Genomic DNA, 15,727 nt, shown 5'->3' with positions numbered 1-15,727 from the left:
CAAGGTGTATAAGACTAAAGTAATCGCAGGAGTAGATATTGGGACGAGCAAAGTGACTGTGCTTCTTGGAGAGATCCACGAGGGCAGGAAGCTAAATGTGATCGGCCTCGGTCAGTCGTCTTCCAAAGGGCTGCTCAAGGGTGAAATCGTCGACTACCACCTTGCGAGCGACTGTGTGCATGCGGCGATCCTCGCTGCGGAAAGCCAGGCAGGCGTTTCTATCGATGGCGTTTACCTGGCTCAAACGGGGGGGCACATCGAAGGCTTCCCGAGCGAAGCCTCCGTCAACATTACCGATCCCGATGGCCGGGTGCAGCAGGAAGACGTGGAGCAGGCCTGCTCCTTGGCCCAAGGCAGGGAACTGCCGGAGAACCGCACCACTATCCACCATTTGCGGCGTCCGTACCGGCTCGACGGTAGGAGCGTGGAGTCGCCGGTGGGCATGGAAGGAGAGCGTTTGGAGGTCGGCTACTGGACGATGCATGGAGATTCCCGTAAGATCGGGGATGCGATTCACATCATCAACGGCTTCAACTTGCATGTGGACGACATCGTGCTGGCGGGATTGGCCAGCAGCGCGGCGGTGGCTACCGCGGACCAAAAGAAGAGCGGGGTGCTGGTGATCGACCTTGGTCGCGGCACTACCGACTACGCATTGTTTCTCGATGGCCGCTGCATCAAGGCGGGCTGTTTGCCGATCGGCGGCGACCATATCTCCAACGACTTGAGCATCGGTCTACGCATGCGACTGAAGCAGGCGGAGAGCCTCAAGCTTCGCTACGGATCTGCGATCGTGGAGCACAAGGACAAGACCGAAAAGGTATGGCTCAACAACGACTTCGAGATCGGCGATCGTCCTATTCCGCTCTGGAGCATCGAAAAGATTATCGAGCTGCGAGTCAGCGAAATCTTCGAGGTCGTGCGCAAGAAGCTCGGGGCGCAATTCGTACCGGAGCGGATCTCCTCGGGCGTCATCATTTCAGGCGGAACCAGCAAGCTGGCCAACATTGACCAGTGCGCGGAGAACGTATTCGGAATCCAAGCGCACGTGGGAGACAACGCGGCGATGGCGTCGGGCGAATTGAAGGATTCCCAATACAGCACGGCGCTCGGACTCTTGCACTACGGCTTGCAGTACCAGAGCGAGAAGAGCTACGCGAAACACCGCCAGAGCAGCATATTCGGCCGTCTGAAGAGCCTCTTTCAGAAGGCTTAGCTTTCAAATACACACCCCAGAACTATGAGCGATCCAATCGACGACGAGCAAAGCGACTCACCCGAAATCCGCATGAAAGTGATCGGTGTGGGCGGGGCAGGCTCGAACATCGTGGATCGCTTGATGCTCTCCCAAGTCACGGGCGTAGAGTTGGTTGCGGTCAATACGGACCAGCAGGCCCTCGCTGGGTCGCCGATCGTCAACAAGCTCTGTATCGGAAAATCCGTTACGGGAGGTTTGGGGACGGGGGGCGATGCGGAGGTCGGTCGCGAAGCGGCATTGAAGCACCTGGACGCGATCGACGAGATGGTGAGCGATGTGGACTTGCTTTTTATCGCTGCAGGTCTGGGAGGCGGTACCGGAACGGGGGCGGCCCCAGTGATTGCCGAGCAAGCGTTGCGGAGCGGAGCAATCGTGATCGCATTCGTGGCCCTGCCGTTCACTATCGAGCGAGCGGCTCGTGCCAAGGTGGCCCAAGAAGGTTTGAAGCGCCTGCGCGACACTTGCAACGCGGTGGTGCCGTTGCCTAACGACTTATTGATCCAGGAGTCCGATCCGGACGCTTCCTTGCTCGACGCTTTTGCCAAGGCCGACGCGTGGATCGAGAAGGCGATTCGTTCAATCTGGTGCATGATGAACAAGACGGGCATGATCAACGTCGACTTTGCCCAATTGCGCCAGATGCTGGCCAAGAAGGCAGGCAAGACGCTGTTTGGCCTAGGAGCGGGCGACGGGCCGAACGCCGCTGTCGAAGCGGTTGCTGACCTGAAGCTATGCCCCTTGTTGCACACTCCGGAATTTTCCAAGAAAGCGGATCAGCTACTGGTCAATATCGTGGGGGGCACTCGTATCGGAATGGCCGATACGCAGATGATCATGGAAGCGGTTTCCGAAGAGTTCGGAGCGGATGCTAACGTGACCATGGGAGCGGTGGTGGATGAGGATCTCGGAGATTCCGTAGAAATCTGCATCCTTGGAACCAGCGAGGTGAGCAGCGTGCCATTCACCAAGGTGGTGAAGCCGCGAGCTGCCAGTTCCAAGGCCGTCAAGGACGAGCCGGCTGTGGAGAAGACGGAAACGGCGCCGCGCAGCAAGGCCGCTAGTTCGCGTCCCGCGACGCACAAGAGCAACAAGAGCGCGGCTCAGGAAGAGTTTTCTTTCTCCGAAGGCGATCCCAAGGGAGAGTTCGAAAATTCGGATGGCACCCTTTTTGAGGGGCAGGACTTGGATTCGCCGACCTACCTGAGGCGAGGGGTTAAGATCGTCCTCTAGGAAAAGGCGTCACCGCTGGCGAACGGGTTGAGCTTGCCATGAGAGGGCCAAGCCGTAGGCGCCCACAGCCAGAAGAAGCAGCATGCCGCAAAGCACGGTGGTTTCGAAAAGGAAGGTCATGATGGAGCTCGTTCCGGCCGCCCCAACAGCGAAAGCGCTAAGACCAGGCGCGGACAGAATTGCGAGCTGGGTTAAGCGGCGAAGGGACGATGCGGGCGGGTAAAAGGGAGCTGGAGGAAGTCGCGCAAGCCTTCGAATCGCCACGCAAGCGAGGATGGGAAGGAAGATCGCGGAGCTGCCGTGTTGAGCGATCTCGTGTCCAGCAATGCTGTATCCGCTCATATGGTACGAGTTTTGGAGAAGGGGGATTAAGGCGACCCCCGCTTTGCCTGCATGGGTGAACAGATCCCAAACGAAATGGGTTGCAGCTCCGAAAAAGAGAGCGATCGCTACCGGTACGAAAGAGGGGCTGGGGGGCTCGAGGTAGGTTTGCAGTCGGCAGGCTGCGAAATCGGGTAAAAGGTTAATGAGGGCTGGTTTGAGGAACCGGTGGTAGGCGTAATAAAAGGCTAGGCCCAGCGGGACGGCGGCAAGGAGCAAACCGGGAAGAGAATGGAGGAAAGTGTATCCATATCCCAATGTCAGGAAGATAGGGGCATCCGGAAGCATGCTTCCGATCGCGAGGGCGGAGAGCGGCAGCTTGGGGGCGAATCGAGCGATGGGCAGAATCGCCGCGGTGTGTGTGAGGGTAAATGGCATAAGAAAAGGGCGTAGATTACGCCCTTTTCATGAAGTCAGTATGAAGCCTGTGTGAAATCTTTGCGAAGGCTGGGCGATTGCTCGTCGCTCCTTGCAAGGCTTTTCTTATCAGAAACTTAGGGAAGATCCTGCGATATAGCGACCGTTCCAGTTGTCGGAGGTCCCGGCTCGATCGCTTTGGTAGAGCAGGTAGTAGTTGATCTTGTGCTTGCCGAGCTTGGAGTCGAGCATCACGGGATAGAAGCGGTTTCTGGTGATCTTTCCCTTGTCCTCCTCGAAGAAGACCTCGTCACCGATGCTGAAGGCGGTGAAGGGACCTTGGTCGATTTTCCAAGTCGCCTTGGTGGAGTGGCGGATACGATGGAAGATATCGCTGCCTTTGCCTTCCTTCCAGCGCAGTTCCCAACGGTTGCGCATGCTGATGGTGGGGCCGTTTTGGCCGAGCCTGAACTTGGAGGGGTTGAGTTCCAAGTCGAGACGGTAGGTGTTCGACCACTCGTCTCCCTTCTTGGCAGTTTCGAATACGGGATGAGTGCCGAGCGACCACTTTTCGTTGAGCTTGGTGGTGAATTTCTGGGACACGAAGAAGTAGCTGAGCTCGTCGAATTCGGGGAATCGGACGGCGACTTGCGTTTTGGTCTTGGTATTTTCCCAGATCTCTTGCGCGGGACCGTTGACGGTGAGCCAAAGGTCGAGTCCATCGTCTGAATAGGCTGCCAGCGGGAGCAAGCAGACGGTGGTAAGAAGTATGAGTGCGTTTCGCATGATCGTTTCTACGGTTTGATTAGTTGTGAGAAGAGGTGGAAAAGGTGTTGTTCGAACGCTGCGAATCGCCGAAGTCCCAATCGTCGCTCTCGGGAATCTCCCGCGCAGGCTTGGAAGGGACTTTGGACCGTTTAGTATTTGCCGCATCGATACCCAAAATGCCAGAAAGTTCATCGACCATGCCGTGCAGCTTGATGGCTTGCTGGTCGAGCTGCACCGTGGCGCTGGCGGTTTCTTCGGCAGAGGCTGCATTGGTTTGGGTGACTTGGTCCATCTGGGTGAGGGCCAGGTTGAGTTGAGTGATGCCAGCAGATTGTTCCTGGGAGGAAGTCGCCATATTGCGCATGAGCTCGTCCATCTCGAAGGCCTTGCTGCAAATGCGTTCCAACACTTCGGCGACGCGCTCGCTGGTGCGAAGCCCGGCTGCGCTTCGTTGCGTCGACTCCTCGATGCGATCTGAAGTCTCGCGGGCAGCCTTGGCGCAGCGTTGGGCAAGGGCCCGTACTTCGTCCGCCACTACGGCGAAACCCGCTCCGGCCTCTCCCGCTCGGGCCGCTTCCACCGCAGCATTGAGAGCAAGGATGTTGGTCTGGAAGGCGATTTCGTCGATAGTCTTCAAGGTTTCAGCGATGTTTGAACTCGATTCCGCGATGAGTTGCATGGCCTCGATCATCGTCTTCATTTCGGAGCTGCCTTGCTGGGCTGCGACGGTCGTTTCCTCCGATACGACTTTGATCTGCTGGGCAGCGTTGGCGCTGCTTTGGATAGTCGCGGCGCTCTCCTCCAGAGAAGCGCTTGTTTCCTCCAAGGAGGCAGCTTGCTCCGAGGCTCCTTCGGCCACGCGTCGGCTGCTGTCGCTAATCTGGGAGGTCGTCTCCGCGGTGTCGGAAGCGGTCGTCGCGATCCGGTTGGCGATATTCTTCAGCTTGCTGGAAGTCGTGTATCCAATTCTCCAGGTCATGTGAGCTCCAGCGAGCAGGCTGACGAGAATGGCGGCGATAATGGTCCACTGTCCGCGCACGGCAGCCGCTTCCGCGTTCGCGTTTATTTGGGCTGACTCCTCCTCGAGGACTTCGGTGAGGATGTCGATCTGGTCGCGAGCGGTGTCGAAGTCCTTGAGGGCGGGACCGCTTACGAAGGCGGTGCCGGCGGCTTGCACGGCGCTGTCGGAGCTCGTCAGTTGCTTGAGGGCGGTGTAGGACGACTGCTTCCATTTGGCGAAGTCGGTCTCGAACTTGGATTGGATGTCGCGTACCCTAGGTGACGCGTAAGGCTCCACGGCGTTCTTGAAGGATTCCCATCGATCCTCCACTTGCGAGAGGTTGGTTTTCGTGTCGTCCACCAGAGAGTCGTACTTCTCGCGCGGGCTGTTGCTGAACATGACCTGAGCGATGTAGGCTTGATGCAGGTCGCGGTCGAGTTGCAGGAGGTTGTCGGTCGCAGGGAGAATGTTCTCCGAGGAGAGTTTCAAGTCGACGAGGATGGATCGCTGGGTCGCGATGCCTATGCCTCCGATAATGAGCCCCAAGAGGGTCAGCGAGGCGAACGCGAGGGTAGTTCGTTTTGCGAAGGTCATTTTCATAGGAATGGTGTAGTCGTTGTTCGTGGGTTGGTTTACCTACCTTCGAAAATCGTTGCTTCATGCGATTCGCTTAAGCCTAGAGTCTAAAACGCAGCCGTTTTGTGCGCTTTTTACTACCGCTAGGAAAATTGGATCCCCCTCGGCTAGGGAGTATTCCTCTGCCTTTGGGAAGCTTCTGTACCGGGGCTTAGGATAAATACCAAGCTACGTGTTGCTCCGTATGTTTTTTTTAACCCAAAGCAGGACGCAACGAGGGCTTGCAAGGGATCGTTTTGCCGCAGCCAAGCTCTCGCCTCGCTGCAAGCGGGGCGATTCTTAGCTAGACGGACGGAGGCGACTAGGAACGGGCCCGGAGGTACTCTCTCCAGCTCCGATGGGCGCTCACCTCCTCGGCTTGGGAAGTTGCCCATTGCTCGCAGAGGAAGCCTTTGACGAAACTGCCGTCCGATAGCTCGATGTTGCCGATGCCGAGAGGCGAGGGAATCTGTGAAATGAAAGCGGCCCATTGGGACTGCGGCAGATTCCATAGCTCGAGCTCGATGGCGGCTCCATTGCTTTCATCGCGTACCATGCCTGGCTTCGGGGGATTCGTTCCGGGCAGGGCGTAGAGACGGTAGCGGGGGCTGGTGCTGGTGGATCGTTGGAAAGTGGCGCCGAGCTCCGTGAGCTGATGATTGAGGGGAAGTCCACTCATGTGCGCTCCGCATACGGCGATGGGCGCGCTGTCCCACTGGGCGGGAAGGACGGGCTCGAAGCGTTGGTGCTCGGTCGCTCCCATCCTCAGTTCCGAGGCGAGTTGGAGTTTGTGAGCGATTGAGAGCAACTTTTCGTCGTGGAAGGCGGGAGCGATTAGGGTAATGCCGAAGGGCATTTTCTTGGGAGTGAAACCGGTGGGAACTGCTACGGAGGACAGATCGAGCAGATTCATGAAGTTTGTGTAGTATCCAAGGTTTGAATTCAGCTGGATGGGGTCTGCCTCAAGCTGCTCTATCGTGTAGTGGGTACCGGCCGTGGGGGTTGCTAGGAAGTCGACGCTTTCCCAAAGCGAAAGGGTTTCTTGGCGGAAGGCCTGAAGCTTGTAGGTCGCGTCGAAGGCGTCGACAGCCGTTCCGTCGATGCCTTTTTCGATAATGGCTCGGGTGACGGGGTGCAGGGCTTCGGGCGCGTCTTTGATGAGGTCTTGGATGGCCCAGTAGCGTTCCGCGACCCAAGGGCCCTCGTAGAGCAGGCGCGCGGCGGCGAGGAAGGGGGAGAAGTCGATGACTTGCTTCTTGAAGCCCAGCGCCTCGAGACGAGCGATTGATTGGAGGTACAGGTTCAGGTAGTTCTCGTCGCCGAAGAACTGGAGCTGCTCGGGCGAGGGTACGCCGAAAGTCATGCCGTCGCGATAGGCGCGGCGGGGCGATTCGAGGCTGAGGGGATTGGGTCTCGAATAGGCATCGCTCGGATCGTAGCTGGCGGCGACTCGCAGCGCGGCCTGAGCGTCGAAAGCGTTGAGGGCGAAGATCGAGATGCAATCCAGCGACTTGCAGGCGGGTACCAAGCCAGTCGAGCTAAGCAATCCTCGGGATGGCTTGAGGCCAACGAGGTTGTTGAAGCATGCGGGGACGCGACCGGATCCGGCGGTATCGGTGCCGAGTGAGAAGGACACTTGTCCTAGGGCTACGGATACGGCGGATCCAGAGCTGGATCCGCCTGGAATATATTGCGGATCAAAGGCGTTACCGGGAATTCCGTAGGGAGAACGGACGCCTACCAGACCGGTTGCGAATTGGTCTAGGTTGGTCTTGCCGATCGGGATTGCTCCGGCAGCTCGCAGTTGCGCGACCACGGTGGCATCTTCGTCGGCGAAGTAGCGGTAGTCGGGACAGGCTGCTGTTGTAGGAAGTTTGGCTACGTCGATGTTGTCCTTCACCGCGAAAGGGATGCCATAGAGGGGAAGGCTGTTTGGGTCCTTCTCTTCGATCTCCTTCGCTTGGGCAAGGAGACGATCCGCAGTGTCGACGCATATCCAAATTTTGGAGTCGCCTGCCTCGATGCGAGCCAGGACCTCGCGTATGATATCGGAAACGGTGAACTTGCCGGAGAGGTAACCCTCGCGGAGCGTGGTTGTGTCGAAGGAGAGATTCATTTGTAATCTTTTTCTTCATCTACTTCTACTTCTTTGATGCTCTTTGGAGCAGAAGAAGGAGAAGCAGAAGAAGCTTATTCTTTGATTAGGACTAGGTTCTGGCCCTTGTTGGTGGGATTTCCCTCTTTTGTAAGCAAGGTTTCGACTGTGCCGTCTGCGGGAGCGGTGATGTTGATTTCCATTTTCATCGATTCCACGATCAAGAGTACGTCGCCTTTCTTTACCTTGTCTCCCTCCTGTACGCAAATTTTCCATACGCTTCCGGGGACGTGGCTTTGAGCAGGAACGCAGCCTTCCGGAATCTCGCTTTCTTCCATCGTACCGAAGGCGGCTTCGTCTGCGACGTATGTTGCTTGTCCAGTCTCGATCCAACGCTGCCTTTCGGCGTCGAAGGAGGCTTGCTGCCTGTCCTTGAAGGTTTTGATTTCGGTTTCGTTGTCGGCCAAGAATTTATTGTAGGCAGCCAGATCAAAGGTGGACTCTTCCACTTTCAGCTCGAAGCGACCGTGGATAAAGTCTTCCCGCATTTGCAGCAGCTCGTCCGCGGATACCTCGTAGAAGCGAATCTGGTCAAAGAAGCGCAGCAGCCAAGGTTTCCCTTCCTTGAAGTCTTTCGTCTGCTTGTAGCGATTCCACATTTGCACGGTTCGACCCACGAATTGGTAACCGCCGGGTCCTTCCATGCCGTAGACGCAGAGGTAGGCTCCACCGATTCCGACCGCGTTTTCGGGGGTCCAAGTGCGGGCAGGGTTGTACTTTGTAGTGACAAGGCGGTGACGCGGGTCGACTGGCGTGGCTACGGGGGCTCCGAGGTAAACGTCGCCCAAGCCCATCACGAGGTAGCTCGCGTTAAAGAGGATGTCCTTCACGTCCTGGATGGAGTCGAGGCCGTTGATGCGGCGAATGAACTCGATGTTGGAGGGACACCAAGGCGCGTTCTTGCGGACGGACTCGTACTTTTTGATAGCGAGCTGGGTCGCTTCATCGTCCCATGAAAGTGGGAGGTAGACGGTGCGAGTCGGCACCTTCATTTCCGTGATGGGGGGGAGTTCCTCCTCGATTTGCTTCAGCTTGTCGACTAGCTCGTCGAGTGGTAAGCGAAGGCTTTCGTAGTGGATCTGCAGGGAGCGGATTCCGGGCGTAAGCTCAAGAATACCGGGGATACTCGATGCCTTAACTGCCTCCATAAGGGCGTGCGCCCGGAAACGGAGATTCAACTCGAGCTTCATTTCTCCGTATTCAACAAGCAGATACTTGTCTCCAGAGCGACGGTAGCAGACGGAGGGGCGATCGAGCTCCGGCTGTTCAGGCAGGGACTCGAGGATGGCGTCTTCCGCTCCGTAGCGGGAAGGTTTTGGAGGTGTTTCGGGACCAAGGTCGCTCCTACTTGAAAGAAATGATTCGTGCTCCATCTCCAGACGGGTGGCTGTTGTCTGGTCGACTTTCTGGAAGCGAATGGTGTCGCCGGGCTTGAGTTGTCCCATCATCCACAGGTCAGCCTTGATGATGGTAGCGGGACAAACGAAGCCGCCTAGCGATGGACCATCGGGGCCGAGGATGACGGGCATGTCCCCGGTAAAATCGACGGTGCCGATGGCGTAGGCGTTGTCGTGAAGATTGGAAGGGTGCAAGCCCGCTTCGCCGCCGTCGGTGCGGGCCCACTTGGGCTTGGGGCCGATCAGGCGCACGCCGGTACGGGCGGAGTTATAGTGGACTTCCCAGTCGGTGCTGAAGAAGGTCGCTATGTCTTCTTCGGTAAAAAAGTCTGGGGCTCCGTGGGGTCCGTAGAGCACACGGATGTCCCAATGGTGGCTGTATTCAGGAATCTGAGACGCTTCGATTTCCTCGAGCGGTTGTAGGGAAGAAGATGAAGACGTAGATTGGGAGTGGAAGTGAAGCACATCCCCCAGCGTCAGAGTACGCCCGCAGTGTCCTCCAAATTGGCCGAGGGTGAAGGTCGACTTGCTGCCCAAGTAATCGGGTACGTCCAGGCCGCCTTGTACGCTGAGGTAGGCCCGGCATCCGTTTTCGATTACCTTGCCGCAGGACAAGGTGTCGCCAGCGGCTACGGGAATGGCGCGCCAGAAGGGAATGGGCTGCTCGTTGAGCGTGGCGTTGGTGGGGGCTCCGGTGAGGGCGATTGTGGTGGCGTGGTTGAAGACGAGCGTGGGACCGGTCACGGTGATTTCCAAGCCGGCAGCCTTTTCGTCGTTGCCCAAGATTTTATTGCCGAGCCGGAAAGCGTAGGCGTCGAAGGGACCGGAAGGGGGGACGCCGATATCCCAGTAGCCCACGCGGCCCGGATAGTCCTGCACCGTCGTTTGGGTGCCTGACTCGAGCACGTCGATGGTGCTGGGGTGGTAGACGAGTCCGTCGCAAAATTTCGTTGTGTGAGTGGCGCCTTGGAAGGTTTCGGTAGCGAGGATGTTCTCGAGGTACTCCAAGTTGGTCTCGATGCCTTCCACCCGCGACTTGGAGAGGGCGTTTGCCAGGGCAGCGATCGCTTGCAAGCGGTCGCTGCCTTTGGCGATGACTTTGGCCAAGAGCGGATCGTAGAAAGCGGAAACTTCGGTGGAGGTTTCGATCCACGAGTCGACGCGCACGTCTGAGGGAAAACTGACCTCGGTGAGTAGGCCGGAAGAGGGCTGGAAGTTTTTGTTGGGATCCTCCGCGTAGACGCGAGCCTGGATGGCGGCTCCGCTGGGTTTTATTTCGATGGAATCAAGGTCCGGCATTTCGCCGGCGGCCTGCTTGACCATCCATTCCACGAGGTCGACTCCGGTGACTTCTTCCGTAACGCAGTGTTCGACTTGTAGTCGGGTATTTACCTCAAGGAAATAGAAGGCGGAGGCATCTACGTCGTAGACGAATTCGACGGTGCCGGCGGAACGGTAGTTGACGCCTTGGGCGAGGCGAACGGCTGTATCGAGCAGTTGGTTACGCAATTCCTCGGAGATCGCGGGAGCGGGCGTTTCCTCGATAACCTTTTGGTTGCGGCGCTGTACGGAGCAATCGCGCTCTCCGAGGGCGATGACTTTGCCGGCCCCGTCGCCAAAGATCTGGGCTTCGATGTGGCGAGCTCGTTGTACGAACTTTTCGAGGAAAATGCCGCTATTGGCGAAATTGTTTTCGCCGAGGCGTTTGACGGATTCGTAGGCGTCCTTGAGTTCCTCCTCGTTCCAGCAAAGCCGCATGCCGATGCCGCCGCCGCCCGCGGTGGACTTGAGCATGACGGGGTAGCCGATGCGTTTCGCTTCCGAGCAGGCGATGTCGAGCGTATCCACCAGATCGCTACCGGGGAGGAGGGGCGCTTCGTTGGCGATGGCGATTTCGCGAGCGGTGTGCTTGAGTCCGAACTCGATCATTTGCTGGGGAGTCGGGCCGATGAAGGCGATTCCGGCAGCTTCCACTTGAGTGGCGAAGTCGGCGTTTTCGGAGAGCAGACCGTAACCGGGATGGATGGCTTCCGCTCCGCTCGATTTGGCCGCTTCAAGGATCGCTTCGATGTTCAAGTAGCTCTGCTTGACGGGAGCCGGGCCGATGCGGATGGCTTCGTCCGCAAGGTCGACGTGTTGGGCGAAGCGATCGGCGTCGGAGTAGATGGCGACGGAGCCGATACCCATCTTGCGGAGGGTTCGAATGACGCGGCAGGCGATTTCGCCGCGGTTAGCGATGAGAACTTTTTTGAACACGGTGGCTTTAAAGGAAGTTTTTTTGCCCACGAATGGCACGAAGTTTCACGAATGAATATCTAGACAAATCTAAGTGGTGTTAATGTGCTTCGTGGAAAATAAGTTAGTCCCAAATGATGGCCTCGACGGGGGTTGGTTTGTAGGCGTTGCAGGGGTTGTTGAGCTGCGGGCAGTTTGAAATGAGCGCGATGACGTCCATGAGGGCGAGCATCTCCACGTAGCGGCCGGGCGCGCTGATGCCGTCTTCGAAGCTGAGGCCTCCTTCCGGGGTGACGGGCACGTTCATGAAGAAGTTGATGTTGCAGGTGATGTCGCGCTTCCCGAGGTCGTCGGAGTGGTCGTGCAAGCCGCAGATGAAGGAATCGCGGCAGGCGTGCATGGGTTCCTTCTCGATGGCGTAGCGCATGGTATTGGACTCCCGTGAACAGGCGCCGCCGAGGGTGTCGTGACGCCCGCAAGTGTCAGCGGTGATTTCGAGGAGGGCATGGCCTCCGCTCGACATGAGCTTACTGCCGGTGGTGAGATAGAGGGCTTGCTGGCAGCGGATGGTATCGCTGGCGGAATAGCGGTCGACGGGGTCGTGTGCGTTGTAGAATAGCGTATCCGCAGCTTGGTTACCCTCGAGGTCGAGGATGCGGAAGGTTTGTCCTTTTTTGATGACGTGGCTCCAGTGGTCTCCGGCTTTTATGACTTGGCGGTAGACGGCGTTGGCGGGATCGAGGGTCGATTCGGTAAGCATTGTGGTGGAGAGTGGAGGGTGTGATTGTGATCGGGTTGTTTTTTCGCGTGGCGAGCACGCTCCTACCTGTATTAGAAGCGGAGCTTGTTGTAGACGGTGGTGTTGTAGTAGGCTCGCTGGTTTTCGGCGCGGACTTTGAGGGAGGGATCGTCTTCGGCCACAGGCGCAGCCTCGGAGATGGCTAGCTCGACGGGCTTGGGCCTGTATTCAGGGTTTGGATCGAAGGGGTGCGGACAGGTGTTGAGCACGACCAAAGTATCCAGCTCGAAGCGGAGCTCGACGCTGTCGCCGGCTTTGCTGTGGTTTTCGACGAAGCTGAGCTTTCCTTCTTCGTCCGCGACCACCTTGGAAAACCAATTGATGTTTGGCACGAGGTCGCGTTTGCCTAGTCCCCACTTGGCGAGCTCGATAAGGAAACACTCCTGGGCGTTGCGGTAGAAGTCGTTGCGCAGCTCTTGGTAGTCGCCTTGGCCGTACTTCTCCCTGACGGCTTTGGCGTCGGAGGCACCGCTGACGGTGTCGTGCCAACCGGAGCTTTCCGCTGTTATGGACGCGAAGATGCGCCCCATGTCGGAGTGCAAGCAGTAGGGCGCCTTGAGGTGGAAGATGTACTGCCCCTTGAGGGTGTCGGGCATGTTGTAGCGTTCGTGCTTCTCGTAGGCGTTGTAGAGCAGCATGCCCACGTTGGCTCCGCCTTCGAGGTCGGTGAGCTTGAGCGAGCGTCCGCGTTTGACGACCTTTGACCACATGCCGGCGCCGGTGAGAGTTTCTTTGTGGATGAGTGACATTTTGGAAGATGAGGGAGAGTGGGTGACGATTGAATGGAGCGCCTATTGGTGAAGGGGCGGCATGATGATGGAAGAGAGGTTGAGCTTGCCGGTTTTGACGCCCTTGCAGGTGATGAGCTCGTTGGAGATCGAGCGCAGCTTGGCGGCGGGACCTTGCACGACGAGGACTTCCATGATGTGGTCGTCCTCGAGTTGGACGTGGAGCGAGCTGATAACTTCGGCCAAGTGCTTGCGCTGGATCTTGCTGAGGGTGCTTTGCAGGTTGTTGCGCCGGGTGCTGTAGAAGAGAGTTATCGTACCAGCCATGACCTGCTCCTCCTTCTCGGAACTGGCCTCGATGATTTCGCGATTCAGGATCTCCGTGATCGCTTGCGATCGGTTGGCAAACCCACGGTCGGCCAGCATGCTGTCAAACTTGGCAAGCACGGAGCGAGGGATGGTGATGCTAACGCGTTCTGCGGGGTCGGTCATGTCGTCGGAAGTCATGACGTATTACGAATTTATAAAAACGTAATACCTTTGGTCGTTTATTGAGCAAGGATTTTATCAGTAAAGTCGGGCGTACTTATCGATTTCCCATTGGCTGACGCTCTGGTGGTAGAGTCGCCATTCCTCTGATTTGTAGCTAACGAACTCGGAATAAAGGGTTTCGCCGAGGGTGGCCTTGGTGAAAGGATCGTTGGCGAAGGCTTGTACGGCTTCGTCGAGGGTCGTGGGGAGCTGGCTGATGCCGCGCTCCTTCATTTGCTCGGGAGAGAGTTCGTAGAGGTTGACTTCTTGGGGCTCGCCGGGATCGAGTTTTTCTCGGATGCCCTCAAGTCCTGCGGCCAAGGCGAGGGTCGCGGCGAGGTAAGGGTTGCAAGCGGCGTCTGCGTTGCGGGATTCGACGCGTCCGCCGGACATGGGCACGCGCAGGGAGTTGGTTCGATTGTTGCGTCCGTAGGAATTGAATACAGGAGCCCAGGAGTAGTAGGCCATGAGACCTCTTCTTACGAGTCGTTTGTAGCTGTTTACGGTGGGGGCGAAGGTGGCGCAGAGGGCGGGACCGTGCTTGAGGATGCCGGCCATAAACTGGTAACCGAGCTCGGTGATGCCGAGTCCGCGCGGGTCTTCTGCGTGTGGGCGCTTGAAAAGGTTCTCGCCTGTTTCCAGGTCGAAGAGAGACATGTTGAAATGAGCGCCGCTGCCGGTTTTGTCCGCAAACGGCTTGGGCATGAAGGTGGCGACGAGATCCTCTTCTGCCGCGTAATGTTTAGCCATCATGCGGAAGAAGGTGAAACGGTCGCACATGGTGAGGGCGTCGGCATAGTTGAAGTCGAACTCGAATTGCGAGTTCGCGTCTTCGTGGTCGAGCGAGTAGAGCTCCCATCCAAGGTCGTCGATAGCTGTCGCCATTTTGTCGAGCCACTGGTAGCGGTCCATGAAGCGCTTGACGTCGTAGCAGCTCTTGGTGAGGTTATCGTCCGTATTGGGGATTTGGAGACGTCCGTCCTCGTCTTGCTTGAGTACGAAGACTTCCGCTTCGATGCCCAAGTTCATGCCGAAGCCCATTTCTTTCGCTTGGGCCAGAACTTTCTGCAACGCTACGCGAGCGCTGACTTCGTAGGGCTTGCCGTGCAAGGTGTTGTCGGCGGGGATCCAGGCGACCTCTGGATTCCAGGGTAGGGGAATGATCATGCCGAGGTCGGGTACGGAGGCGATCTCGTCGTCGTTGGGCGCTTGTCCCACGCCGTCGAGGGCGTAGCCGGTGTAGAGTTCGGAGCCGTGGGCGAAGTGTTCGAAGTGGGAAAGAGGGACGAACTTGCCCTTGGGAGTGCCATGCAGGTCGACGTAGGAGCCGACGCAATACTTGACTCCCGCTTTCTTGAGAGACTCCTGGATGCCACGCAATTGCTCGTCGCTCCAAGGGTAGCTTTGCTCGAAGGCGAAGCCACGAGCCTTTTTGTGTGATTGGTAGATTTCTGAAACGGCTGTCATATAAAATCGGTTCAAGGGAGGCTCTAGGCCTCGGTTTGGGAGAAATAGGAATGGGGCAGCGGGGGAGACTCGTGGAGTCCACTTTCGATGAGTGCGACGAGGGCTTGCTCCAGTTTTTCGAAAAGGACTTTCCCGGCTTGGGCAGTGGCTTGGCTAGGAGCTCCGGTGACACCGTTCAAGCTGGTGCGATTGACGGGATGGGAGAAAACCTTGCCGGCAGTGCGATCCGGGTCGTCGGAGGATTTCAGTTTCTCGGGCCGCGTGGCGGCGGGTTGGAGGTGCATGACGAGGCTGGTCTCCGCCGCGTTGGCGTGCCAGTCGTCTGCATCTTGGGAAAATGCGGCAGCGATCTCGGGGTTGAGCTTTCCCGTATTGAAAAGCGCTATACAGAAATCGTCGTAGCGAGAGCGCAGGATTTCTAAGGCGCAGCGAAGCGGCGCTTCGTTGGTGACGTGCGAATTGACGAGGAAGAGTTTGCGAATGCCTGCCGGATAGAGCCAATCGCCGATGTCCGTGATGACGGAGATCAAGGTCTGCGGACTGAGGGCCAGCGTACCTGGCCAGCGGTGGGAATGGCCGAGGGAGCAGCCATATGGCAAGAGAGGGAGGCAGGGAACGCCCGCGTGGGTTGCAACGCTGGAACACAAGGCGCGCCCCAGCAATGAATCCATGCCCACGGTGAGCTGGGGGCCGTGTTGCTCGGTAGCTCCGATGGGAAGAATGGCTGCGTCCATGCCGGAGGAAACCAGGGATTGGATTTCCTCCCAGGTGAGCTCGTCCCATTGTTGTGTGGAAAATGTATCCAT

General features: G+C 57.7%; 12 protein-coding genes. 2 read left to right on the top strand and 10 right to left on the bottom strand.

The features are described from left to right. Positions 1-4: 4 nt before the first annotated feature. The gene (ftsA, locus tag IEN85_RS14570; protein WP_191617816.1) at positions 5-1,216 is read left to right on the top strand and encodes a cell division protein FtsA; all 1,212 of its coding nucleotides are present in this window, start codon (positions 5-7) and stop codon (positions 1,214-1,216) included. Between the two features lie 24 nt (positions 1,217-1,240). After that, positions 1,241-2,488: a cell division protein FtsZ gene (locus IEN85_RS14565; protein WP_191617815.1), complete on the top strand. Its 1,248-nt coding sequence runs from the start codon at positions 1,241-1,243 to the stop codon at positions 2,486-2,488. 9 nt (positions 2,489-2,497) lie between these two features. Here IEN85_RS14565 and IEN85_RS14560 read toward each other — a convergent pair whose 3' ends face one another. The 10 genes from IEN85_RS14560 to IEN85_RS14515 all read right to left on the bottom strand — a co-directional run bounded on the left by IEN85_RS14560 (position 2,498) and on the right by IEN85_RS14515 (position 15,727). Continuing rightward, a complete protein-coding gene (locus IEN85_RS14560; RefSeq protein WP_191617814.1) occupies positions 2,498-3,247 on the bottom strand; it encodes a DUF4184 family protein in 750 nt (249 codons plus the stop codon). Between the two features lie 108 nt (positions 3,248-3,355). Continuing rightward, positions 3,356-4,012, bottom strand: coding sequence for a DUF2490 domain-containing protein (locus IEN85_RS14555; protein ID WP_191617813.1), 657 nt, complete (start codon positions 4,010-4,012; stop codon positions 3,356-3,358). A 19-nt stretch (positions 4,013-4,031) separates the two neighbouring features. Next, positions 4,032-5,588 carry a methyl-accepting chemotaxis protein gene (locus IEN85_RS14550; RefSeq protein ID WP_191617812.1) on the bottom strand — a complete coding sequence of 519 codons (1,557 nt, stop codon included), beginning with the start codon at positions 5,586-5,588 and terminating at the stop codon, positions 4,032-4,034. A gap of 343 nt (positions 5,589-5,931) precedes the next feature. Continuing rightward, positions 5,932-7,725, bottom strand: a complete 1,794-nt coding sequence (gene atzF / locus IEN85_RS14545) for an allophanate hydrolase (protein ID WP_191617811.1) — start codon at positions 7,723-7,725, stop codon at positions 5,932-5,934. A gap of 74 nt (positions 7,726-7,799) precedes the next feature. Beyond that, positions 7,800-11,417 carry an urea carboxylase gene (uca, locus tag IEN85_RS14540; RefSeq protein WP_191617810.1) on the bottom strand — a complete coding sequence of 1,206 codons (3,618 nt, stop codon included), beginning with the start codon at positions 11,415-11,417 and terminating at the stop codon, positions 7,800-7,802. 103 nt (positions 11,418-11,520) lie between these two features. Then, positions 11,521-12,156 carry an urea amidolyase associated protein UAAP2 gene (locus tag IEN85_RS14535; protein WP_191617809.1) on the bottom strand — a complete coding sequence of 212 codons (636 nt, stop codon included), beginning with the start codon at positions 12,154-12,156 and terminating at the stop codon, positions 11,521-11,523. A gap of 71 nt (positions 12,157-12,227) precedes the next feature. After that, positions 12,228-12,944, bottom strand: coding sequence for an urea amidolyase associated protein UAAP1 (locus IEN85_RS14530; RefSeq protein ID WP_191617808.1), 717 nt, complete (start codon positions 12,942-12,944; stop codon positions 12,228-12,230). Between the two features lie 42 nt (positions 12,945-12,986). After that, positions 12,987-13,430, bottom strand: coding sequence for a nickel-responsive transcriptional regulator NikR (nikR, locus tag IEN85_RS14525; RefSeq protein WP_224772632.1), 444 nt, complete (start codon positions 13,428-13,430; stop codon positions 12,987-12,989). Positions 13,431-13,490: 60 nt separating this feature from the next. Then, positions 13,491-14,921, bottom strand: coding sequence for a type III glutamate--ammonia ligase (gene glnT, locus IEN85_RS14520; protein WP_191617807.1), 1,431 nt, complete (start codon positions 14,919-14,921; stop codon positions 13,491-13,493). Between the two features lie 23 nt (positions 14,922-14,944). Beyond that, a complete protein-coding gene (locus IEN85_RS14515; protein WP_191617806.1) occupies positions 14,945-15,727 on the bottom strand; it encodes a creatininase family protein in 783 nt (260 codons plus the stop codon).

It is taken from the genome of Pelagicoccus enzymogenes, assembly GCF_014803405.1.
GTDB lineage: Bacteria > Verrucomicrobiota > Verrucomicrobiia > Opitutales > Opitutaceae > Pelagicoccus > Pelagicoccus enzymogenes.
The sequence above is the reverse complement of the archived record's forward strand: the minus strand, read 5'-3'. Positions and strand labels throughout refer to the sequence as shown.